Origin of the sequence: Streptomyces sp. HUAS 15-9 (assembly GCF_025642155.1) — a bacterium.
Lineage (GTDB): Bacteria > Actinomycetota > Actinomycetes > Streptomycetales > Streptomycetaceae > Streptomyces.
The window spans coordinates 4,432,077-4,452,641 of record NZ_CP106798.1; the positions used below are offsets into that span (position 1 = coordinate 4,432,077).

The following is a 20,565-nucleotide window of genomic DNA, read 5'->3' on the forward strand; positions in this document are numbered from 1 at the left end:
CGCTGTAGCGAACCACGACGAGCATCTTACGGAGAGTGGTCGTCCACGGGGACCCCCAAGTTTTTTGCGAGATACCGGGGGTGACCCGGTACTCTGGTCTGCGGCGCCCACCGGAGTGATCCGGCGGCTGCTTTTTGCACGGGGCCTTAGCTCAGTTGGTAGAGCGCTGTCTTTGCATGGCAGATGTCAGGGGTTCGACTCCCCTAGGCTCCACTCGCTTCTACCCCTCTGACCTGTGGAAACGCGGTCAGAGGGGTATTTTTGTCCCGATTTTCCGGGCTTCGGGTCAAACCGCCGAGACACCGGGCGGCTCCTCCCCGTTCCGGGTGCGGTCATGGCCGGTGGCGGTCGGCGGAAACCGTTGTCCGTGATCCGCCGCAGCCCCGAGGCTCGATCACGTGATCGGCAATCAGGTTGGAGAAGACCTCCGTCCGCCGCTCATACGGTCCTTCGCGCAGCTCGCGTCGCTGGATCCGGACCGGCCCGTCGTCACCCTGTTCAGCGGCGGCCAGGACAGCTCGTATCTGCTGCTGCGGCTGCGGCAGATGGGTGTCCGCGAGATCCACGCGGTGAGCGTCGACATCGGCGAGGACGAGTCCCGCACATACAAGCGCCAGGTGGCCGAGGCACTCGGCGCCCGGATCCACATCCCCGACCGGCGGGAGGAGTTCGCCGCCCGCCATGTGGCACCCGCCATTGCCGCACAGGCCGTCTGCCTGGGCATCCATCCGGTGAGCTCCAGCCTCAGCCGCCCGCTGATCGCCAGGCCCGCGGTCGACCTCGCCCGTGCCATCGGCGCGCAGTGCGTACTGCATACCGCCAACCGCTCGCAGAACACGCTGCGCCGCCTCAACGGGGCACTTCGGCTGCTCGGCTACGAGGGTGCCTTCGGCAGCCCGTACGACCTGGACGCGGTCACCCGGGAGCGGAAGCCGGCCGAGCTGGGCGAAGCGGGCGTCGGGCTGCTCGCGGGGCGCATCGTCAGCGGCGACTCCAACCTGTGGTGCCGGGAGTTCGAGTCGGCATCCTCGACGATCCCGAACTGCACGAGGTGCCGGAGGAGATGTACACCTGGAGCAGGCCCACCGCCGCTCCTGGTGAGACGGAGACCCTGACCGTGGCGTTCGAGCACGGCCTGCCCGTCACCGTCGACGGCGTTCCCCTCGAGCTGACCGAGCTGATCGACCAGCTCAACCGGTGATCGGCCGCACCGACGTGACCGGCGGCGAGAGCGGCGTGTACACCGACGAGGGCGAGCACCTCATGACCACTACGCTGTCCCAGGCCGGCGACATCCTGCTCGGCGACGACCGCCGCACGCTGCACTCGGTGACCCCGGTAAAGCCGGTGGACCCCGACCTCGCCGCACACCGCGATGTCCTGGTGATCGCTTACACCGCGCGCTGACCCCCACCTCCCAGCCCTGCCCCCTGCCTTCCCGAGCTACCCGAGGAGCCCCGTGCCCGCCACCGCGCCCCGCCGTGCATGGCTGACCGACCTGCCCGTCCTGCTGGTCGCGGTGGTCTGGGGTTCCAGCTATCTGGCCGCGAAGGAGGTCACCACCGTCCGGACCGTGCTCGCCGTCCTGGTCCTGCGCTTCGCGGTCGTCCTGCCCGTGCTCACCGTCGGGGGGTGGCGCAGGCTGCGCGCCATGGACCGCGCACACATACGCGGAGCGGGAATCCTCGGCCTCATCCTTGCCGGGATCTTCCTCCTGGAGACGTACGGCGTCGTGCACACCTCGGCGACCAACGCCGGGCTCATCATCAGCCTCACCATGATCTTCACCCCGATCGCGGAGAGCGGGCTGCGGCGCACCCCGCTGCCCCGGTCGTTCATGGCGGCGGCCGTGCTCTCGGTGCTCGGGGTGGTGCTCCTCACCCAGGGCGCGGGCTTCACCGAGCCGTCCTTCGGCGACCTGCTGATGCTGGGTGCCGCGGTCGCCCGGACCGTGCACGTCCTCGCGATGTCCCGGATGAAGTCCGCGCAGGGCGCGGACTCCCTGTCCATGACCACGGTCCAACTCGCCGCCGCGGTCCTGGTGTTCGCCCTGCTCTCCGTGGTGCCCGGCACCGGCACCGCGCCCTGGACGGCCGCCGCGGACCTTGGCGCGGCTGGCTGGCTGGGTCTGCTCTACCTGTCCGTCTTCTGCACCCTGTTCGCCTTCTTCGTGCAGATGTGGGCCGTACGGCGCACCTCCCCGTCCCGGGTCAGCCTGCTGCTCGGTACCGAGCCGGTGTGGGCCGCGGTCGTCGGCATCGCGCTCGCCGGCGACCGGCCGGGCTGGCTCGGCCTCGTGGGCGCCGTCCTCGTCCTCGCCGGTACGTCGTGGGGCCGCACGGCGGCCGAGCCCGCGCCGAGGACGAAGCCCGAAGAACGCGCCGCGGCCGCCGCACAGACCACCGCCGGGCCCTCACCGCAGCCCGAGACCGCCCTCGGATCAGTCGTCGAGCCAGCCGGAGCGGACGGCACACACCCCGGCCTGGAACCGGCTCGCCGCGCCTAGGGTGTGTCGTTTGGATCATCCCGGCGTCGCGGGGTCTGGCACGCACTCCCCCAAGCTCTTCGAGCAGGGGGGACCCCCAGCCGCGTTGTCGTCGGTCTCCCCCAAGCTCTCGGCTTCGCTCGAGCAGGGGGGACCCCCACCGCTCCGCGTCGACTCCCTCCTCCGCCTTGCAGCTGCACGCTCCCCCAAGCTCTCGACTGCGCTCGAGCAGGGGGGACCCCATGACCCCGCTCGGGGAGGGCCAGACCGCACCGTTTGTCACGGCCGACCTGATCCAAACGACACCCCCTAGCCGTTCGGACAGCTCGGAGACGAGGCGGCGGACCGTGCGCTCGGACAGGCCCAGCTTGCGGGCCATCGCCTCGTCCGTGAGGCCGCCCGCCGGCATCCCCGGCCCTCCTCGCCGTGTGCGGCGGAATCCTCGGCGACGCGTGGCGCGTCTCGCGCGTACGAGAGGTGTGCGCGTTCAGCCCGTCGTGTACGCGATGTCCGTCGGGCGCGGTCCTGGAGTCCCGGACGTGGCGGGAAGGGCTGAGCCGGGGGAGCGCTGAACAGGGCCGAGGAACTGCGCCGCACGGCCGAGCAGCGTGCGTGTGGACGCGAGCACCTGGGGCTCGCTGAGCATGTCGGGCAGCTGGAAGTCATCCACACCGTGGACCCGGGGTCTCCACGGGTTCCGGTTCCTCGGACGCCGCGTGGAGGACCACGTTGACGTGCCGGCCGCGAGGGCTCTGGTGGACGCGGACCTCGTGGGCCAGGAGCTCGAGGATGGACAGTCCCCGGCCGTGTTCGTCCGGGTCGGTGTGCCGGGCAGGCAGCGGCCGGGCCCGGGTGCCGGAGTCCGTCACCGAGATCCGCAGGGCTCCGGCGTGCAGGGACAGCTGAAGTGTCATGTCCTCGCCGCCGTGCTGAGCGGCGTTCGCGGCGAGTTCGGCGACGATGAGTTCGGCGGATTCCCGGTCGCCGGAGGACAGCCGCCACCGGGCCAGGACCGCCGTGACGCAGTGGCGGGCCTCCGGGACCCAGGGGATCTCGGCCGGCAGTGCCAGGACGGCCACGCGTTCGGAAGCGGGTCGGCCTGCCGGGCGGGGTGCGGCCGGGCGGGATGCGGCGGGGCGGGCCCCGGGAGACCAGTGCTTCTTCTTCGTGAGTGTGGTGGTGCTCATGATCGGCTCTGGGGCTGGCTGGAAGGGACGTGGCGTTCGGGGCCCTGGTCGACTGCCGGTAGGGGTAGGGGTAGGGGTGCGGGGGCGGACACCTGGTGTCCGCCTCCCGTCACCACCGCCCGCGCCGGGTCATCCGCTCACCCCGGCATGTCCGCCCCGGTCGGCAGGGGCGGTTCGGCTGCCAGGCGCTGCCACTCCTCGTCGGTGAGGATCCGGGACCGGAGCAGGAAGCGCACGCCCTCGGGGGCTTCGAGGGAGAAGCCGCTGCCCCGGCCGGGGACCACGTCGACGGTGAGGCGGCTGTGCCGCCAGTACGCGTACTGGCCGGCGCTCATCCAGAACGGTGTGTCCCCGGCGACCCGGCCCAGCAGGACGTCCGCGGCGCCGACCCGGAACTCGCCGCGCGGGTAGCACATGGGCGCGCTGCCGTCGCAGCAGCCGCCGGACTGGTGGAACATCAGCGGGCCGTGATGTTCCGTCAGTCGTCTCAGCAAGTCCTCAGCGGCTGCGGTCAGTTCGACTCGCGTCGCCCGCTCGCTCATCGTGAAGCCTCCGGCCTAGAAGAAGCCGAGCTTCTGCTCCGAGTAGCTGACCAGGAGGTTCTTGGTCTGCTGGTAGTGGTCGAGCATCATCTTGTGGGTCTCGCGGCCGATGCCGGAACCCTTGTAGCCGCCGAAGGCCGCGTGGGCCGGGTAGGCGTGGTAGCAGTTGGTCCACACACGGCCGGCCTTGATCTCGCGGCCGAGGCGGTAGGCGAGGTTGCCGTTGCGGGACCAGACGCCGGCGCCGAGGCCGTAGGGGGTGTCGTTGGCGATCTTGATGGCCTCTTCGGGGGAGTCGAAGGTGGCGACCGAGACGACCGGGCCGAAGATCTCCTCCTGGAAGATCCGCATGTCGTTGGTGCCCTTGAAGATCGTCGGCTCGATGTAGTAGCCGCCTTCCAGGCCGTCGACGGTGCGGGCCCTGCCACCGGTGAGGAGTTCGGCGCCCTCCTGCTTGCCGATGTCGATGTAGGAGAGGATCTTCTCGAACTGGTCGTTGCTGGCCTGCGCGCCGATCATCGTCTCGGGGTCGAGCGGGCTGCCGCTCTTGATGGCCCTGGTGCGCTCCAGGACGCGGGCCATGAACTCGTCGTAGACGGAGGAGGCGATCAGGGCCCGGGAGGGGCAGGTGCACACCTCGCCCTGGTTGACCGCGAACATCACGAAGCCCTCGACGGCCTTGTCCAGATAGGCGTCGTCGGCGGCCATGACGTCGGACAGGAAGATGTTCGGGCTCTTGCCGCCCAGCTCCAGGGTGACCGGGATGATGTTCTCGGACGCGTACTGCATGATCAGCCGGCCGGTCGTGGTCTCGCCGGTGAAGGCGATCTTGGCGATGCGCGGGCTGGAGGCGAGCGGCTTGCCGGTCTCGACGCCGAAGCCGTTGACCACGTTGAGCACGCCCGGCGGAAGCAGGTCGGCGATCAGCTCGATGACCTTCAGCAGGCTGACCGGGGTCTGCTCGGCGGGCTTGATGACCACGCAGTTGCCCGCCGCCAGGGCCGGGGCGAGCTTCCACGCGGCCATCAGGATCGGGAAGTTCCACGGGATGATCTGGCCGACCACGCCCAGCGGCTCGTGGAAGTGGTAGGCGACGGTGTCCTCGTCGATCTCGCCTACGGTGCCCTCCTGGCTGCGGACCACGCCCGCGAAGTAGCGGAAGTGGTCGACGGCGAGCGGGATGTCGACGTTCAGGGTCTCCCGGACCGGCTTGCCGTTCTCCCAGGTCTCGGCGACGGCGATCTTCTCCAGGCTCTCCTCGATGCGGTCCGCGATCTTGTTGAGGAGGTTCGCCCGCTCGGTGGTGGAGGTCCGGCCCCAGCGGTCGGCGGCGGCGTGGGCGGCGTCCAGCGCGAGCTCGACGTCGGCGGCGGAGGAACGGGCGACCTCGCAGAAGACCTTGCCGTCCACCGGCGAGAGGTTGTCGAAGTAGCGGCCCTCGACGGGGGCGACCCAGTCACCGCCGATGAAATTGTCGTAGCGGCGGGCGAAGTCGACGATGCTGCCTTCTGTTCCTGGCTGCGCGTACACCATGGCGGCTCTCCTCGGGGATGGTGAGTGCGGTGGTACGACGGCCCGTGCCGCCGTGCCGCCGCTCACTGTGAGCCTTCGAGGTTGGCGCGAGGTTGGTGGGCCACGGCGAGGACCGGACGCCAGGAGTCCGGCGGTGGTGTCAGTCGCGCAGCGCCGTGCTCAGTCGCCCCGCCGCGACCGCGCGGCGTGTGTCCCCCGGGCCGAGCAGGCTCAGCGCGTGCTCGTGCACCTCCGTGTCGTACGGGGCGCGCTCGCCGTAGCGCAGGGCGTGCTCCGGGCGGGCGCTCGCCAGGACGGCCTCGCGGACGGCCACCTCCAGGTACGTACGCCACCGCTCGATGCCCGGCGCCGCCGAGCGGGGCAGCAGCGGGCCGCGGTACAGGCGCAGGGCGGTCTCCGCGTCACCGTTCTCCAGGGCGCGCAGCACGTCCACGGCGTCGCAGGACACGGGGGTGGTCAGGGCGTAGCGACGGGTGGCGATGCCGCCCGACAGAGCCCGGCGCAGGTGGGAGATCTCCGCCTTGAACGTGGAGGCCGTGATGGCGCGGTCGCCGTACAGGGCCTCGCGCAGCCGCTCCGGTGAGAAGCCGTCCGGTTCGAGGGCGAGCAGGGTCAGGATCTCCAGCTGCCGGGGGCGCAGCGCGAGGGGCCGCTCCTCGCGGACGGCCTGGTCGGTCCCCAGGCAGGTCAGACGCACCGGGCCCGGGTTGTCGCGGGTCCGGCGGGGCGGCTCGGTGCGCAGCCGGGCCTCGATGACGGACACCAGCGAGCGCACCGTGGACATGGCCAGCGGGTTCGAGCGGTCCCAGGTGGTGGACATGTCCAGGACGCCCAGGACGCGTCCGTCCGGGCCGTGGACGGGGGCGCAGTAGCAGACCCAGCCGTGCAGTGCCGTCACCAGGTGCTCGGCGGAGAAGATGGAGCTGGGGCGGCCGGTGCGCAGGGCGAGGGAGAGGGCGTTGGTGCCCATGGCCTGCTCGTCCCACCGTCCGCCGGGCGCGAAGTTGACGCGCTCGGCGCGGCGGCGCATGGTCCGGCCGCCGCAGGTCCACAGGATGGTCCCGGACTCGTCGGTGACCGCGGTGACGAATCCGGCGTCGTCGGCGATGCCGCGCAGCTCGTCGGCGAGGTCGTCGACCGGCCGGCGCAGCGGGGAGTCGGTCCAGCGGTGATGCACCGTGTCGCCGTCGCTGACGGGGGCGCTGTCCCGGCCGGGGTCCACGCTGCCGAGCGAGCGCGCCCAGGACTCGGTCACCTCGTGGCGCAACGCGTCGGCGCCGCCGTCCGCCGCGGGTCCGGTGGTCTTCAGCCGCGGCACCAGGCGGAACCACTCACCCTCCAGCGTGGCCTTGCGGCGCTGGAGGTCACTGCGCTGTGACATCTGCATTTCCCCTGCCGTCGAACGGGGACATTCGGCTATTGTCCGCGAGAACTTCGTCGGCGCACCTGACCTGTCGGGCCGGTTTCCCTGTCCGATCGGACAGGTGCCGTACCCGGACCGGGGTGCCTAGCTTGGTCTTCGGTCCGTAGAAAGTTTTATCCGTCAATCAGGCGGTAAAATCAAGGTTGCGTCCGCGTTGCGGGCCTTGCTCATGGGAGGTCGCATGACGCTCATGACCGGCGCCGTGACGACCGGTGGCACCGATCCGAGCGCCGACTGGAGCCGTGACGAGCGCCAGGGCGAGCTGCTGGGGCCGCAGGAGACGAGCAGTGACGCCGTCCGCAGGTCGGCCCGGCTGGCCAAGTTCCACGTGCCCGAGGTCGTGTTCGGGCCTGGCTCGCTGACCGAGCTGGGACACTGTGCGCTGCGCCTCGGCGGCCGTCGCCCGTTCCTGGTCACCGACCCGGGAGTGCTGGAGGCGGGCTGGACGGACGAGGCGGTCGGCCATCTCAGGCGGGTCGGCCTGCGTCCCGTCGTCTGGCACGACGTGACCCCCAATCCCAAGGACCACGAGGTCCAGGCCGCCTTCGAGAGGTACGCGCAGAGCGGCTGCGACGTGATCGTCGGGGTGGGCGGCGGCTCGGTCATCGACGCCGCCAAGGGCGTGGCGATCCTGTCCGGCAACGGCGGGCACATTCTCGACTACGAGGGTGTGGACCAGGTCGTACAGCCCATCCCGCCCACCGTGATGGTGCCGTCCACGTCGGGCACCGGGGCGGACGTCTCGCAGTTCGTCATCATCACCGACACCACCCAGCAGATCAAGATCAGCATCGTCAGCCGCACCCTGGTCCCGGACATCTCGGTGATCGACCCACGCCTGCTGACCACCATGCCGGACTGGCTGAACGCCGCGACCGGGCTGGACGCCCTGACCCACGCCGTCGAGGCGTTCGTGTCCCGGGCGCACAACCCGCTGACCGACATCCACGCGCTGCACGCGGTGGAGCTGATCACCGGCAACCTGGTACGGACCCAGGTGCAGCCGAAGAACTTCGGTGCCCGGCTGGCCATGGCCCAGGCCTCCCTGGAGGCGGGCATGGCCTTCACCAACGCGATCCTCGGTGCGACGCACGCCATGAGCCACCAGGTCGGCGGACTGCTGGACGCGCCGCACGGCGTGGTCAACGGTGTCCTGCTGCCGCACGTCATCCGGTTCAACGCCGCGGCGTGGCCGGAGCGGTTCGTCCGGCTCGGCGCGGCGGCCGGCCTGCCCACCGACGGCGTTCCGCCGTACGAGGTGGCCGAGCGGCTCGCGGACCTGGTGCGCGCCCTCGCGGACGACCTCGGCGTCCCGAAGAGCCTGGCGAGCCTGGGGGTCGCGGAACACGACGTGCCCGTGCTGGCCCGCACCACGCTGAGGGACGCCTGCATGGCCACCAACCCCAGGGACGTCGACGTGCGGGACGTCGAGCGGCTGTTCCGCGAAGCCCTGTGAGGCGATCCCGGTGAGCGTCCCCGACCGGTACCCGCAGACCGCCGACCTGGGCGTCCTCACCGGGCTGCGGTCCGGCAAACGGTCGTACTACCCGGCCTACGTGCGCTCCGCCGAGCGGCTGGAGCGGACAGTGGAGGCACTCGACGGGATCTCCCGCGCCCTGGTGCGCACCGCCGAGGGCCCGCGTGCCCTGGTCGAGGCGGTCGTCCGGACGGCGGCCGAGCATCTGCAGGCCCGCTGGCTGCTGCTGGCCGTGGCGGACGGAGCGCTGCGCGCGGCCCGGCCCCGCTTCCTGCTGTACGCCGACGACCTGCTGATCGACAACGAGAGCAGGGTGCCCGCCGAGGTGCGTGAGCATCTGGCGCTGCTGCGCAGTCACCCCTGGGAGGCCGGCACGCCGGACCGGGGCCGGGACTGGGTGCGCGCGCCGATGACCCTGGACGACGAGCCGGTCGGCGGGATCGCGGCGGCGCCCGGCCCCGGTGTCGAGGTGGCCGACACCGACCTGGCGATCCTGCGGGTCCTGGCCAACCAGGCCGCCGTGGCGCTGCACCACACCTTCCTCTTCCACGCGGCGACCACCCTGCGCGGCCGGGCCGAGGAACTGTCCGAGGCGGCCGAGCGGCAGGCCCGCGACCTGGCCGCGCGCAGCGCCGAGCTGGCCGAGACGCAGGCACGGCTGCTGGAGGCGTTGCAGCGGCAGGCACTGGACGACGAACGGCGCCGTATCGCGCGCGAACTGCACGACAGCGTCTCCCAGTACGTGCTCAGCGCGGGCATGACCGTCGAGGTGTGCCGGGCGGAGCTGGCGGCGCTGGGCGGGCCGGCCGCGGACATCGCCGAACGGCTGGCCGGCGCCAAGGACCTCAACCGGCAGGCCGTGGAGCGGCTGCGGGCCGCGATCTACGCCCTTCAGCACACGTCGCAGGAGCCCACGGGGCCGCTGCCGGTGATGCTGGAGCGGCTGTCCACGGTGCATCTCACCACGGACCTCGACGTACGGGTCCAGGTGACGGGCAGCCCGGTGCCGCTGCCGCCCGAGGCCGACCAGTCGATCCTCCGGCTGACCGGCGAGGCGCTGTTCAACTCCGCCACGCACGGCAAGGCGGGCCGGGCACTGGTCCGGCTGCGGTATCTGCCCGAGGCCGTCGTGCTGACGGTGTCCGACGACGGCTGCGGCGATCCGGCCCAGCTGCGCCGCGCGCTGCGGCTGTCCAGGGCCGCCGATCTGGGCGGCCGACACCGCGGCCTGGCGAACATGGTCACCCGGGCGGAGGAGTTCGGCGGCCGGCTGTCCATCCGCCGGTCGGGCATGGGAGGCGTCCTGCTGCGGGTCGGCATCCCGCTGCCGGTGAAGCACTGTCCAGGAGGCAGCAGATGACCACTCAGCAGTCGGCCGCGGCGCCCACGCAGGCCCAGCGGATCGTCCTGGTCGACGACCACGCGATCGTCCGGCACGGCCTCAGGTCGATCCTGGAACGCGAGAGCGACCTGGAGGTGGTGGGCGAGGCGAGCACGGCCGCCGAAGCCGCCGCCGTCGTGGAGCGGACCGACCCGTCGATCGTGCTGCTCGACCTGAAGCTGTCCACGGCGGCCGACACCGAGGGCTTGGACCTGTGCGCCCGGCTGACCCAGCGGTACCCGGATCTGGCGGTGCTGGTGCTCACCACCTTCCTCGACGACTCCCTGGTGGTGCAGGCGATCCAGCATGGCGCGCGCGGTTACGTCGTCAAGGACGTCGACACCACCGAGCTGCTGCGCTCCATCCGCGCGGTCGCCCGCAACGAGAGCGCCTTCGACTCGCACGCCGCCGCGGCGATGGTGCGGTCGATGCGCGTGCAGCCCGACCGGCCGAAGTTCACCGACCGCGAGCTCAAGGTGCTCCGGCTGCTCGCCCACGGGCTGAGCAACCGGGAGATCGGCGCCGAGCTGTACATCTCGGAGACCACGGTGAAGTTCCACGTCCGCAACATCATGCGGAAGACGGAGGCCGGAAGCCGGGCCGAAGTCGTGTACGAGGCGACCAAGATGGGCGTGATCTGAGAACGGGAGACGAGCGCGGTCAGCTCGTTTCGAGGGTCAGCCAGCCGCCGTGGTGCGAAGTGACGGAGAAACGGTGGCCGGTGCGGCGGCCCAGTGCGGTGAGCCCGGCCGGGTCGAAACACCGCACATGCCCGTAGGCGGCGGTGGGTTCGTCCTCGTACGGCACGGCCACCACCACCCGCTGCCCGGCCAGCCTCAGCGCCTCCCGTACGACGGTGTCGCCGTGCCCGGGATCGAGGTGCTCCAGGACGTGGATGACCGTGACGGTGTCCACCGAGCGGTCCGGCAGGGGGACCTGTGCCGCGTCGCAGGCCAGGGTGTCGAGGGCGAGGCCGCGTGCCCCCGCCACGGCGGCCAGCAGGCGCATGGTGCCGCGGGAGAGATCCGACGCGATCACAGTGTGCCCCTGCTGCTCTGCCATCAGCAGGGGCAGGAAGCCGAAGCAGGAGCCCATGTCCAGCACCGTGCCCGGGGCCACCAGGTCCAGGGTGCGGCGGTAGACGGGGGCGAACCCGGCGATCGACGAGTGATCGGCCGGCTTCGGTGCCCGCCAGGACTCCCGGATGCGGGCCAGTGTGTTGTCGTAGAACGTGGTCCAGGCGGGCAGCGCTCCGTCCACGCAGGAGCGCACCACCCCGGTGAAGACCCGCTCGAAGATGTCGCTGCCGGACAGCCAGCCGGGGGCGAACAGCTCCTCGGCGAGCAGGCCGGCCAGATCGTTGTCCAGGTGCTCGGGGCGCAGCGAGTGACCCAGCTCGACCCGGCGGCCCCGGCGGCGCAGGGTGAAGTGCTCGGTGCGGACGATGGGCCGTGGTGTGGCGTCGTCGGGGCGAGGGCTGTCGCGGATCACGCGGACCAGGTGGTCGGCGTACGCGCCGGACGGGCACGGCGCCAGGGGGTCGATGCGGCGCGCGGCGATCGCGCTGCGCAGGCTGGGCAGGCTCATCGTCCGGTCACCTCCGTGGCCATGCGGCGGGCGGTGCGTTCGAGACCGGCGAGGTCGGCGACCACCTGGACGCGGGCGCAGTACTCGGCGTAGAGCGGCAGGTCGCAGGAGCCGAGGCCCCAGGAGAACCGGGGTTCCGGGGTCAGCCAGATCGTCTCGCGCACCCTGCGGGTGATCTCCTCGAAGGCGGCCAGCCCGGACGGGTTGCCGTTGCCGCGTCCGTCGCCCAGGACCAGCAGGGTGGTACGGCGGTTCAGCGCGGGGGCGTGTTCGGCGAGCAGCAGCTCGAACGTCCGGCCGTAGTCGGAGTTCGCGTCCACGTCGAGCAGGCCGCCGGCCGGGAGGCCGTCGAAGACCAGGCCCAGCGCCCGCTCCAGGGGGTGCTCGGTGAACAGCTCGGTGATCTCGGTCGGTTCGTCCACGAAGGCGAAGGAGCGGACCTGTCCGAACAGGGACTGCAGCCCGTGCACCAGGTGCAGGGTGAAGCGGGCGGTGGCCCGCACGGACAGGGAGACATCGGTGAGGATCACCAGGCGGGGGCGGTCCTCGGCGCGGGTGACGGTGACCGGGCGGAACGGCACCCCGTCGTAGCGCATGTTGCGGCGCATGGTGCGGGCCGGATGCACGCGCCCGCGTGGCGTGGCGCGCTTCCGGCTGGTCAGGGCGCCGTGCAGGGAGCGGCCGACGCGGCGCAACGCCTCCTCCAGCTGGGTGCGTTCGTGCTCGTCGACGGCTTCCGCGCGGGCACGTTCGGCGAGCTGAGCCGACTCCACGGCCACCGACTGGAGTTCGGCGAGGCGGTCCAGGTGGCGCCTGAGCAGTTCGGGCAGGTTGTCGATGACGCCTGCGGGCCCTCGCCGGAGCGCGCCGGGTCCGGGGTCGTCGGGGTCGTCGGAGGTGTCGTCGGCGAGCCAGCCGAGCAGGGCGTCCTGCTGGGCCACGGTCAGCGTCGTGTCGATCGGGTGTCCGGCCGCCGCCGCGAGCTGCCCGGGGATGCCGGCGCCGTGCAGCCGCTCCGTCTCCAACTGGACGGACGGGCCGCGTGTGGCGTCGGCGGCGCCGTCCTTGGACAGCACGATCTCCTCGGTCATCGCGGCCAGGTCGAGCTTGTTGGCCTCCTGGTGCAGGTTGTAGCGCTGGGCCAGGTCCTGCTGGTCGAAGTAGTCGCGGATGTCGGCCGGCTTGCCGTGACTGTGGCCCTGCTGCGGGGTCTCGGACGGCTCGTCGGAGACGGTGTACGACTCCAGTTCGCCGGTGTCGGTCAGATCGTCGTGCTCATGGCTGTGACCGTGCCCGTCGGAGTCCTGGTGGACCGGGCGGAGCGAGAAGAACGCGGCGAACAGCTCGTCGAACAGCTCGTCGTCGCGGCGGTCCTTCACCAGCGTCAGGCGCAGGGCCTCGCGCAGTGTCTCGCGCCTGCCGAGCACGCCCGGCTGGGCGGCCGCGCGCATGGCGTCCATGGCCTCCGACACGGACACGCGCAGCCCGAACAGCCGTAGAACGCGGACGAATCGGTGCACCCCGGCTTCCATTGCGGCCTCCCGTGTCCTGTTGGTGCTGTTGGTCCTGTTGGTTCTGTCGTCCTGGGTCAGAGAGCGCGGCGGCGGGCGATGGCGGCGAAGGCGCGGGCGCCCTGGCCGGCGCCGGGTGTGGTGCGGCGCGTCGGGCCGGGGCCGGGTGCGCCGTAGTAGCCGTCGTCGTGGCGGCCCTGCTGGTCCATGGCCGCCCGGACCGCCCGCCCGTCCACCTCGTGCTCGTGGTCGTGGTCGTGGTGGTGCCCGTTGTGATGGTGGTGGCCGTGCCCGTCGTGCCGATGGCCCGGCTCGGGCAGGGTGCGGTTGGGGTCGACGAGGCGGGGCAGGACGTCCAGGGCACGGCCCAGGTCGCGTTCGTACTTGAGGACCACGTTGGCGGTGTCGGCGAGCACCTCGGGATCCAGTTCCTCGACGCCCAGCACGGCGAGGGTGCGGGCCCAGTCGACCGTCTCGGAGATGCTGGGGTTCTTGCGCAGTTGCAGCTCGCGCAGGCCCCGTACCACCTCGACCAGATGACGGGCGGTGGCCTCGGACAGCCCGGTGTCCTTGGCGCGCAGGATCTCCAGCTCCCGCTCGGCGTCCGGGTAGTCGAGGAAGAGATGCAGACAGCGGCGCTTGAGCGCGGCCGACAGGTCACGGGTGTTGTTCGAGGTCAGGACGACGTACGGCGGGACCTTCGCGGTGTACGTGCCGATCTCGGGGACCGACACCTGGTACTCGGCCAGGCACTCCAGGAGTACGGCCTCCAGCGCCTCGTCGGCCCGGTCGACCTCGTCGATCAGCAGCACCGCCGGCTCCTCGCCGCGGACCGCCTCCAGCAGCGGGCGCGCGGCGAGGAACCGGTCGGAGAAGAACACGCTGTCCTGTTCCTCGATCCGCTGGACGGCCGAGGCCAGATCGGGCGCGTCGGCGGTCAGGTCGCCGATCTTGTCCCGGAGCATCTGGGTGTACAGCAGCTGTTTGCCGTAGTCCCACTCGTACAGGGCGCGGCTCTCGTCCTGGCCCTCGTAGCACTGCAGCCGCAGCAGGCGGCGTCCGGTGGCGGCGGCCAGCGCCTTGGCCAGCTCGGTCTTGCCGACGCCGGCCGGGCCCTCCAGGAGTACCGGCTTGTCGAGTCTGGTCAGCAGGAACACGGTCGTGGCGAGCCGGCGGTCGGCGATGTAGCCGTGGGCGGCGAAGCGTTCGGTGATGTCCTCGACCGAGGCGAACTCGGCGGGGCGGGCGGGTGTGGCGGGCACGGGTCCTCCATGAGGTGCTGTTCGGCCGGGGAGGGCGACGGGGCGGGGGACGACGAGGGTGGTCCGTCCCCCGCCCCGGTCCGGAAGGGCTCGGTCGTGGCGGGTGTTCAGCCGAGCAGCTCGTCCAGGTCGCCGTTCATGCAGTGGTCGACGACCGGCCGGACGGTGTCGAACGTGCACTCCTTGGCGTTGCCCGGGGTGCAGGCGTCGCCGAGGACGTGGTTCGTGATGCGGTCGACATCGGCGGCGTCGCCCTTGATCACCTTGGCCTGCTCGTAGTACTTGGTCGGGCCCTGGCCCAGGCGGCTCTTGGAGTAGGTGTCCTGCTGGACGTCCGTGAACTTCTCCGGGATGCCCACGTCACGCAGCAGCCGGATGCCCGCGGCGAGCGCGGCGTCGGCGGCCTGGACCTTGGTCATGCCGTGGGTGTCCACGCCCATCGCCTCGGCGATGTCCGCGAACCGCTCGTACTGCGCCGGCATGTTGAACGCCCACACGCGGGGCAGCGCGATGGCGTTGTTCAGCCCGTGGTGGGTGTCGTAGCACGCGCTGACCGCGTGCGAGATGGAGTGGATGATGCCCAGGCCACCAGAGTTGAACGCCTGCGCCGCGATGTACTGCGCGTACATCATGCCCTCGCGCCCGGCCAGGTCCGTGCCGTTCCACACCGCCTGCCGCAGATGCCGGGCCGTGAGCCGGATGGCGTGCAGCGCGTTGCCCAGCGAGGGCTGGAAGTTGAGCCGGGAGACGTAGGGCTCGGAGGCGTGCGCGAGGACGTCGAAACCACACTGCGCGGTGTAGTCGAGCGGGCAGTCGTAGTACAGGGTCGGGTCGTCGATGGCGAGCGAGGCCACCGAGGCGTCGTCGAAGGCGACGTACTTGTGCGGATTGTCCGGGTCGGTGGTGGTGTCGGTGATGACGTACGCCCAGGAGGTCTCCGAGCCCGTGCCGGCCGTCGTCGAGACCGCGATGTGCGGCGGGTTCTTCGGGTTCTCGGACTTGTTGAAGCCCTCGAAGTCGTTGACGTTGCGGCCGTCGTGGGCGACGGAGATACGGGCGCCCTTGCACGCGTCGTGCGACGAGCCGCCGCCGATCGACACGAACGAGTCGCACTTGTTCTCCTGGTACAGCGCCACGGCGTCCATGACGTTGTAGTCCTTGGGGTTCGACTCGACCTTGTCGTACACCACGACCTCGAGGCCGTGGTACTTCAGCGACTCGACGATCTTGTGCACGGTGTCGCTGCCGCGGAGACCCGTGGTCATCACCAGGGTGCGCCTGAACCCGAGCTTCTTGGCCTCCGGGCCGATCAGCTCGTGGGCTCCGGGGCCCATCAACGCCCGCGGGAAGGGATGGAATTCCTTGATCGGGAACGGCTTGAGAAGTTCTTCTACCTGCATGATCGCGACTGTCCTCTCCGCGCGGTGGAGCCGCGCGTGCTGCGTCGACTGCTCCCAGGGCCCGCCGGCGGGCAGAGGTCCGGGTGGAGCACGGACGTGCCGAACGAATGCGGCGTGCATCACCCTCCGGGACCGCGTGGCGGTGCGATACCGGCCGCTCGGACGGCAGGCGGGCACGGACGGAGGGGATGTGCCCTGTCCGATCGGACGGGGTGAGCGCCGCTGACCTGCGGCGCAACGGGCACACCTGTCCGACCGGACAGGGTGAGGGCGGCCGAAAGCAGGGCGAGACGCGAAGGCGACCGGCCTAGCGTCGAGTGGTGTCCGGGCCGCGTGCCACGCCACGCGGCCCGGCTCCCCTCACTTTCCCGCCCCTCACACCAGGAGGACTGCCATGAGTGCCGTACAGGACGACACCCTCGTCGCCGAGCAGGACGACACCGTCAACGCCGACGACGTCATCGAGGAGATCCTCGTCGAGGAGGTCTCCATCGACGGCATGTGCGGCGTCTACTAGGCCGGCCGGTCGTCATGCCGTCCCCCTTCGACGCGGACCGGCCCTACCGGCTGAACCCCTGCGTCGCGCTGCGCCCCGAGCCGTTCGGGGCGCTCGCCTACCACTTCGGCAACCGTCGGCTGTCGTTCCTGAAGGCGCCCGAACTGGTCGAGCTGGTACGGGAGCTGGGCCGGCACGCCAGCGCCCGGGAGGCGCTCGCCGGTGTGCCCGAAGCGCGCCGGGACACCTTCCGGCGCGCGCTGGCCTCGCTGGCCGCCGCCGACATGATCATCCCCACCGGAGCGGAGCCGCAGCCGTGACTGTCACCCAAGAACCGTCCGCCCCGGTCCCCGCCCTCGTCGAGCAGTTCAAGGGCGGCCTGCACGCCCCCATCTGCATGACCTGGGAATGGACGTACGCGTGCAACCTCTCCTGTGTGCACTGCCTGTCCTCCTCCGGACGGCGCGACCCGGCGGAGCTGTCCACGGACGAGATCAAGTCCGTGCTCGACGAGCTCCGACGCATGCAGGTCTTCTACGTCAACGTCGGCGGCGGCGAGCCCACCGTCCGCCCCGACTTCTGGGAACTGCTGGACTACGCGATCGCGCACCAGGTGGGGGTGAAGTTCTCCACCAACGGGCTGCGGCTGACCCCGGACCGGGCCCGCCGCCTCGCGGCCACCGACTACGTCGACGTCCAGATCTCCCTCGACGGCGCCACCCGCGAGATCAACGACGCGGTGCGCGGCCGGGGTTCGTACGACATGGCCGTGCGGGCGATGGAGAACCTCGCCGCGGCCGGCTTCCGGGACTTCAAGATCTCCGTGGTGATGACCCGTCAGAACATCCCGCAACTGGACGACTTCGCGTCCCTGGCCGACCGGTACGGCGCCCAGCTGCGCATCACCCGGCTGCGGCCGTCCGGGCGGGGCGCCGACGTCTGGGACGAACTGCACCCCACCGCACAGCAGCAGCGCGAGCTGTACACCTGGCTCGTCGGCCACGGCGAGAAGGTGCTCACCGGTGACTCCTTCTTCCACCTCAACGCGCTCGGCTCGCAGCCGCTGCCCGGACTGAACCTGTGCGGAGCCGGACGCGTGGTCTGCCTGATCGACCCGGTGGGTGACGTGTACGCCTGCCCGTTCGCCATCCACGACGCCTTCAAGGCGGGCAACGTGCGTGCGCCGGGCGGGTTCGAACGGGTGTGGCGCGACTCCGCGCTCTTCACCGACCTGCGCCGGCCCGCCTCCGGCGGCGCCTGCGCGAGCTGTCCGGCGTACGACGCCTGCCAGGGCGGCTGCATGGCCGCGAAGTTCTTCACGGGCCTGCCGCTGGACGGCCCGGACCCGGAGTGCGTCATGGGCCACGGCGCCACCGCCCTCACCGCCACCGAACGCTCCGCGCTTCCGCCCCAGGGCAACGACCACTCCCACCGCACCGTGCCCCTGGGCATGCCCGCCGTCCGGACCCGGCGGCCGGACCGCTTCTGCGACGAGAGCCCGCTGGCCGGCGCCGACGCCGTACACCACACGAAGGGAACGTCATGAGCAAGTGGATCGAGACGGTCGCCGAGGCCCAGAGGCTGGCGAAGAAGCGGCTGCCGAAGTCCGTCTACAGCGCGCTGCTCGCCGGCTCCGAGAAGGGCGTCTCCTACGACGACAACACCACCGCCTTCGGTCAGCTGGGCTTCGCCCCGCACGTGGCCGGACTGTCGGCCAAGCGCGACCTGGCGACGACCGTCATGGGACAGCAGATCGCCCTCCCGGTGATCATCTCCCCGACCGGCGTGCAGGCCGTACACCCGGACGGAGAGGTGGCCGTCGCCCGCGCCGCCGCGTCGCGCGGCACCGCGATCGGGCTCAGCTCCTTCGCCAGCAAGCCGCTGCCCGACGTCGTGGCGGCCAATCCGCAGACGTTCTTCCAGATGTACTGGATGGGCTCCAAGGACGAGATGCAGCGCCGGATCGAGTACGCCCGCCAGGCCGGTGCCAAGGGGCTCGTCGTCACCCTCGACTGGTCCTTCTCCTACGGCCGCGACTGGGGCAGCCCGAAGATCCCCGAGCGGCTGAACCTCAAGGCCATGGCGCAGTTCGCACCGGAGACGCTGGCCCGCCCGCGCTGGCTGTGGGACTTCGTGAAGTCCCGCAGCCTGCCGGACCTGTCGACCCCGAACCTCGCCGAGCCCGGCAAGGACGCGCCCACGTTCTTCGGCGCCTACGGCGCCTGGCTGCAGACCCCGCCGCCCTCCTGGGACGACGTGCGCTGGCTGCGCGAGCAGTGGGACGGGCCGTTCCTGCTCAAGGGCGTCTGCCGGGTGGACGACGCCCTGCGCGCGGTCGACGCGGGCGTCACCGCGATCTCCGTGTCCAACCACGGCGGCAACAACCTCGACGCCACCCCGGCACCGATCCGCGCCCTGCCCGCCGTCGCGGACGCGGTCGGCGACCAGGTCGAACTGCTGCTGGACGGCGGCATCCGGCGCGGCAGCGACGTGGTCAAGGCGCTGGCCCTGGGCGCCAGGGCCGTGATGATCGGCCGCGCCTATCTGTGGGGCCTGGCGGCGGGCGGCCAGACCGGCGTGGAGAACGTCCTCGACATCCTCAGCCGCGGCATCGACTCCGCCCTGCTCGGCCTCGGACGCTCGTCCGTCCATGAACTGACCCCCGACGACCTGGTCATCCCGCCCGGGTTCACCCGCACCCTGGGCGCGGTCTGAGATGGCCGCGGGCCCCGCGCGGCTCACGGATCTGGCCTGGCCGGACCTCATGGCCCGCCGCCCCCTGGTGCTGCTGCCGCTGGGCTCCTGCGAGCAGCACGGCCCACACCTCCCCCTCGACACCGACACGGCGGTGGCCGCCGCCGTCGCCGAACGGGCCGCCGCCCGGCTCGGCAAAGAGCTGGACGTGCTGGTCGCGCCCGCCCAGCCCTACGGGGCCAGCGGTGAGCACGAGGGCTTCCCCGGCACGGTGTCCATCGGCCACGACGCGCTGCGCCTGCTGCTCACCGAGACCGGCCGCTCCCTGCTGCGCTGGGCGGGGCGCCTGCTGGTGGTCAACGGACACGGTGGAAACATGGTGAGCCTGGCCGACGCGGTGACCGGTCTGCGCGGCGAGAGCCGGGACGCGGCCTGGTGGCCGTGTGTGCCGTCGGGGCCGGCGGCGGACACGGACGCCCATGCCGGCCGCACCGAGACCTCGCTGATGCTGCGCCTGCGGCCGGCCGCCGTCCGTGGCGAGCGGGCCGTGGCCGGACCCACCGACCCCGTCCATCTGCTGATGGACCGCCTGGTCGCCGAGTCCGTTCGCGGGGTCAGCCCCTCCGGCGTCCTCGGAGACCCGGCCGGAGCTCGCGCGAGCGAGGGCGAACGGCTCCTCGACCGCATGGCGGACCGCCTCGCCGCCGACATCCGCGCCTGGCGGGTCACCGGACAGGGCAGGCTCGGCCTGCCCGACCGGCAGCCGGTCACCGCCCGGACGGGGGACGGGCGGTGACCGGCCGCCGGGTCGCCGTCGTCACCGGCGCCGCACGGGGCATCGGCGCCGCGACCGTACGCCGACTGGCCCGCGAGGGCTGGGCCGTCGTCGCCGTCGACCGGTGCGAGGACGACCCCGAGGTGCCCTACCCGCTCGCCGACCCGGAACAACTGGACCGCCTGACCCATGAGTTCCCCCTGGTGCGCACGGCCAGGGCGGACGTCCGCGACGCGGCCGCGCTGCGAGCCGCCGTGGAGCAGGCCGAGCGCGAGTTCGGCGGGGTCGACGCCGCCGTGGCCGCCGCGGCGGTCATGCTCGGGGGCGGCCCCGTGTGGGAGCACACCGACGCGCAGTGGCGGACGCTGCTCGACGTGGACGTGATGGGCGTGGCCAACCTCGCCCGTGCCGCCGTACCCGCGCTGCTGCGCGGGCCGCAGCCCCGCACCGGCCGGTTCGTCGCCCTCGCCTCGGCCGCCGCGCACCGCGGGTTGTGGGGCCTGGGCGCCTACTGCGCGGCCAAGCACGCCGTGGTCGGCCTGGTCCGCGGCCTCGCCTGCGACCTGCGCGACACCGGGGTCAACGCGGTCGCCGTGTCACCGGGTTCCACGCGCACGGACATGCTGCGTGCCACGGCCGACCTCTACGAACTGCCCGAGGTCGACAAGCTCGCCGAGCAGCAGCTGTCCGGGCGGCCCCTGGAGCCGGAGGAGGTGGCCGCGGTGGTGGCCTGGGCCTGCTCGGCCGACTCCTTCGCCGTCACCGGCTCCGTACTCCACGCGGACGGAGGGTTCACGACTTGACTTCTCCCC

The 20,565-nt window shown here is 71.8% G+C and carries 22 protein-coding genes and 1 tRNA gene; 14 read left to right on the top strand and 9 right to left on the bottom strand.

Annotation, left to right across the window (positions count from 1 at the left end; genetic code table 11):
- Window positions 1-140 precede the first annotated feature (140 nt).
- The 5 genes from N8I87_RS20485 (at window position 141) to N8I87_RS20505 (ending at window position 2,506) form a co-directional block, all read left to right on the top strand.
- Window positions 141-213 (top strand) — tRNA-Ala (locus N8I87_RS20485).
- Between the two features lie 185 nt (window positions 214-398).
- The gene (locus N8I87_RS20490; protein WP_263210627.1) at window positions 399-1,115 is read left to right on the top strand and encodes an argininosuccinate synthase domain-containing protein; all 717 of its coding nucleotides are present in this window, start codon (window positions 399-401) and stop codon (window positions 1,113-1,115) included.
- A complete protein-coding gene (locus N8I87_RS20495) occupies window positions 1,064-1,201 on the top strand; it encodes an argininosuccinate synthase (protein ID WP_263210628.1) in 138 nt (45 codons plus the stop codon). The genes N8I87_RS20490 and N8I87_RS20495 overlap by 52 nt, the downstream gene beginning before the upstream one ends.
- On the top strand, window positions 1,198-1,407 hold the full coding sequence (locus tag N8I87_RS20500; RefSeq protein WP_263210630.1) for a 2OG-Fe dioxygenase family protein: 210 nt from the start codon (window positions 1,198-1,200) through the stop codon (window positions 1,405-1,407). Before N8I87_RS20495 ends, N8I87_RS20500 begins: the two co-directional genes overlap by 4 nt.
- Window positions 1,408-1,459: 52 nt before the next feature.
- Complete coding sequence (locus tag N8I87_RS20505) at window positions 1,460-2,506, top strand: DMT family transporter (protein WP_263210631.1); 1,047 nt, start codon at window positions 1,460-1,462, stop codon at window positions 2,504-2,506.
- Window positions 2,507-2,972: 466 nt separating this feature from the next.
- Here N8I87_RS20505 and N8I87_RS20515 read toward each other — a convergent pair whose 3' ends face one another.
- The 5 genes from N8I87_RS20515 to N8I87_RS20535 form a co-directional block, all read right to left on the bottom strand.
- Window positions 2,973-3,155, bottom strand: coding sequence for a hypothetical protein (locus N8I87_RS20515; RefSeq protein WP_263210632.1), 183 nt, complete (start codon window positions 3,153-3,155; stop codon window positions 2,973-2,975).
- Entirely contained in the window at window positions 3,148-3,672 is a 525-nt protein-coding gene (locus tag N8I87_RS20520; protein ID WP_263210633.1) for an ATP-binding protein, read from the bottom strand. Before N8I87_RS20520 ends, N8I87_RS20515 begins: the two co-directional genes overlap by 8 nt.
- Before the next feature lie 137 nt (window positions 3,673-3,809).
- On the bottom strand, window positions 3,810-4,214 hold the full coding sequence (locus N8I87_RS20525) for a DUF779 domain-containing protein (protein ID WP_263210634.1): 405 nt from the start codon (window positions 4,212-4,214) through the stop codon (window positions 3,810-3,812).
- A gap of 15 nt (window positions 4,215-4,229) precedes the next feature.
- Window positions 4,230-5,747 (bottom strand): acetaldehyde dehydrogenase ExaC, encoded by a 1,518-nt coding sequence (gene exaC / locus N8I87_RS20530; protein ID WP_263210635.1) that lies wholly within the window; start codon window positions 5,745-5,747, stop codon window positions 4,230-4,232.
- 139 nt (window positions 5,748-5,886) lie between these two features.
- Window positions 5,887-7,128, bottom strand: a complete 1,242-nt coding sequence (locus N8I87_RS20535) for a helix-turn-helix domain-containing protein (RefSeq protein ID WP_263210636.1) — start codon at window positions 7,126-7,128, stop codon at window positions 5,887-5,889.
- Between the two features lie 223 nt (window positions 7,129-7,351).
- On the opposite strand from N8I87_RS20535, the gene N8I87_RS20540 reads away from it, so the two are divergent.
- Genes N8I87_RS20540 through N8I87_RS20550 form a run of 3 tightly spaced genes read left to right on the top strand, consistent with a single transcriptional unit; the run spans window position 7,352 to window position 10,669 of the window.
- Window positions 7,352-8,626 (top strand): iron-containing alcohol dehydrogenase, encoded by a 1,275-nt coding sequence (locus N8I87_RS20540; protein WP_263210637.1) that lies wholly within the window; start codon window positions 7,352-7,354, stop codon window positions 8,624-8,626.
- Between the two features lie 10 nt (window positions 8,627-8,636).
- Window positions 8,637-10,007 carry a MadS family sensor histidine kinase gene (locus N8I87_RS20545; RefSeq protein ID WP_263210638.1) on the top strand — a complete coding sequence of 457 codons (1,371 nt, stop codon included), beginning with the start codon at window positions 8,637-8,639 and terminating at the stop codon, window positions 10,005-10,007.
- A complete protein-coding gene (locus N8I87_RS20550; protein ID WP_263210639.1) occupies window positions 10,004-10,669 on the top strand; it encodes a MadR family response regulator transcription factor in 666 nt (221 codons plus the stop codon). Before N8I87_RS20545 ends, N8I87_RS20550 begins: the two co-directional genes overlap by 4 nt.
- A gap of 19 nt (window positions 10,670-10,688) precedes the next feature.
- On the opposite strand, the gene mftM is transcribed toward N8I87_RS20550, so the two are convergent.
- The 4 genes from mftM to mdo all read right to left on the bottom strand — a co-directional run bounded on the left by mftM (window position 10,689) and on the right by mdo (window position 15,788).
- Window positions 10,689-11,615, bottom strand: coding sequence for a mycofactocin oligosaccharide methyltransferase MftM (gene mftM, locus N8I87_RS20555; protein WP_263210641.1), 927 nt, complete (start codon window positions 11,613-11,615; stop codon window positions 10,689-10,691).
- Window positions 11,612-13,135 (bottom strand): VWA domain-containing protein, encoded by a 1,524-nt coding sequence (locus tag N8I87_RS20560; protein ID WP_263210642.1) that lies wholly within the window; start codon window positions 13,133-13,135, stop codon window positions 11,612-11,614. Before N8I87_RS20560 ends, mftM begins: the two co-directional genes overlap by 4 nt.
- Before the next feature lie 68 nt (window positions 13,136-13,203).
- Window positions 13,204-14,388, bottom strand: a complete 1,185-nt coding sequence (locus N8I87_RS20565; protein ID WP_263210643.1) for an AAA family ATPase — start codon at window positions 14,386-14,388, stop codon at window positions 13,204-13,206.
- Between the two features lie 107 nt (window positions 14,389-14,495).
- Window positions 14,496-15,788: an NDMA-dependent methanol dehydrogenase gene (gene mdo / locus N8I87_RS20570; protein ID WP_263210645.1), complete on the bottom strand. Its 1,293-nt coding sequence runs from the start codon at window positions 15,786-15,788 to the stop codon at window positions 14,496-14,498.
- Between the two features lie 394 nt (window positions 15,789-16,182).
- Between mdo and mftA the strand changes: the two genes are divergently transcribed.
- Genes mftA through N8I87_RS20600 form a run of 6 tightly spaced genes read left to right on the top strand, consistent with a single transcriptional unit; the run spans window position 16,183 to window position 20,556 of the window.
- A complete protein-coding gene (gene mftA / locus N8I87_RS20575; protein WP_263210646.1) occupies window positions 16,183-16,305 on the top strand; it encodes a mycofactocin precursor MftA in 123 nt (40 codons plus the stop codon).
- Window positions 16,306-16,319: 14 nt separating this feature from the next.
- On the top strand, window positions 16,320-16,604 hold the full coding sequence (gene mftB, locus N8I87_RS20580) for a mycofactocin biosynthesis chaperone MftB (RefSeq protein ID WP_263210647.1): 285 nt from the start codon (window positions 16,320-16,322) through the stop codon (window positions 16,602-16,604).
- Window positions 16,601-17,830, top strand: coding sequence for a mycofactocin radical SAM maturase (mftC, locus tag N8I87_RS20585; RefSeq protein ID WP_263210648.1), 1,230 nt, complete (start codon window positions 16,601-16,603; stop codon window positions 17,828-17,830). Before mftB ends, mftC begins: the two co-directional genes overlap by 4 nt.
- A complete protein-coding gene (gene mftD / locus N8I87_RS20590; RefSeq protein ID WP_263210650.1) occupies window positions 17,827-18,999 on the top strand; it encodes a pre-mycofactocin synthase MftD in 1,173 nt (390 codons plus the stop codon). The genes mftC and mftD overlap by 4 nt, the downstream gene beginning before the upstream one ends.
- Window position 19,000: 1 nt before the next feature.
- Window positions 19,001-19,774: a mycofactocin biosynthesis peptidyl-dipeptidase MftE gene (gene mftE / locus N8I87_RS20595; protein ID WP_263210652.1), complete on the top strand. Its 774-nt coding sequence runs from the start codon at window positions 19,001-19,003 to the stop codon at window positions 19,772-19,774.
- Window positions 19,771-20,556 (top strand): mycofactocin-coupled SDR family oxidoreductase, encoded by a 786-nt coding sequence (locus N8I87_RS20600; RefSeq protein WP_263210653.1) that lies wholly within the window; start codon window positions 19,771-19,773, stop codon window positions 20,554-20,556. Before mftE ends, N8I87_RS20600 begins: the two co-directional genes overlap by 4 nt.
- Window positions 20,557-20,565 lie beyond the last annotated feature (9 nt).

What these genes read in the sequence shown, in the direction of transcription:
- mftA (WP_263210646.1), top strand. Translation starts at nt 16,183, where the DNA reads ATGAGTGCCGTACAGGACGACACCCTCGTCGCCGAGCAGGACGACACC.
- N8I87_RS20540 (WP_263210637.1), top strand. Translation starts at nt 7,352, where the DNA reads ATGACGCTCATGACCGGCGCCGTGACGACCGGTGGCACCGATCCGAGC.
- mftM (WP_263210641.1), bottom strand. Translation starts at nt 11,615, where the DNA reads ATGAGCCTGCCCAGCCTGCGCAGCGCGATCGCCGCGCGCCGCATCGAC.
- mdo (WP_263210645.1), bottom strand. Translation starts at nt 15,788, where the DNA reads ATGCAGGTAGAAGAACTTCTCAAGCCGTTCCCGATCAAGGAATTCCAT.
- N8I87_RS20495 (WP_263210628.1), top strand. Translation starts at nt 1,064, where the DNA reads ATGTACACCTGGAGCAGGCCCACCGCCGCTCCTGGTGAGACGGAGACC.
- mftB (WP_263210647.1), top strand. Translation starts at nt 16,320, where the DNA reads ATGCCGTCCCCCTTCGACGCGGACCGGCCCTACCGGCTGAACCCCTGC.
- N8I87_RS20525 (WP_263210634.1), bottom strand. Translation starts at nt 4,214, where the DNA reads ATGAGCGAGCGGGCGACGCGAGTCGAACTGACCGCAGCCGCTGAGGAC.
- mftD (WP_263210650.1), top strand. Translation starts at nt 17,827, where the DNA reads ATGAGCAAGTGGATCGAGACGGTCGCCGAGGCCCAGAGGCTGGCGAAG.
- N8I87_RS20550 (WP_263210639.1), top strand. Translation starts at nt 10,004, where the DNA reads ATGACCACTCAGCAGTCGGCCGCGGCGCCCACGCAGGCCCAGCGGATC.
- N8I87_RS20520 (WP_263210633.1), bottom strand. Translation starts at nt 3,672, where the DNA reads ATGAGCACCACCACACTCACGAAGAAGAAGCACTGGTCTCCCGGGGCC.
- mftE (WP_263210652.1), top strand. Translation starts at nt 19,001, where the DNA reads ATGGCCGCGGGCCCCGCGCGGCTCACGGATCTGGCCTGGCCGGACCTC.
- N8I87_RS20535 (WP_263210636.1), bottom strand. Translation starts at nt 7,128, where the DNA reads ATGTCACAGCGCAGTGACCTCCAGCGCCGCAAGGCCACGCTGGAGGGT.
- exaC (WP_263210635.1), bottom strand. Translation starts at nt 5,747, where the DNA reads ATGGTGTACGCGCAGCCAGGAACAGAAGGCAGCATCGTCGACTTCGCC.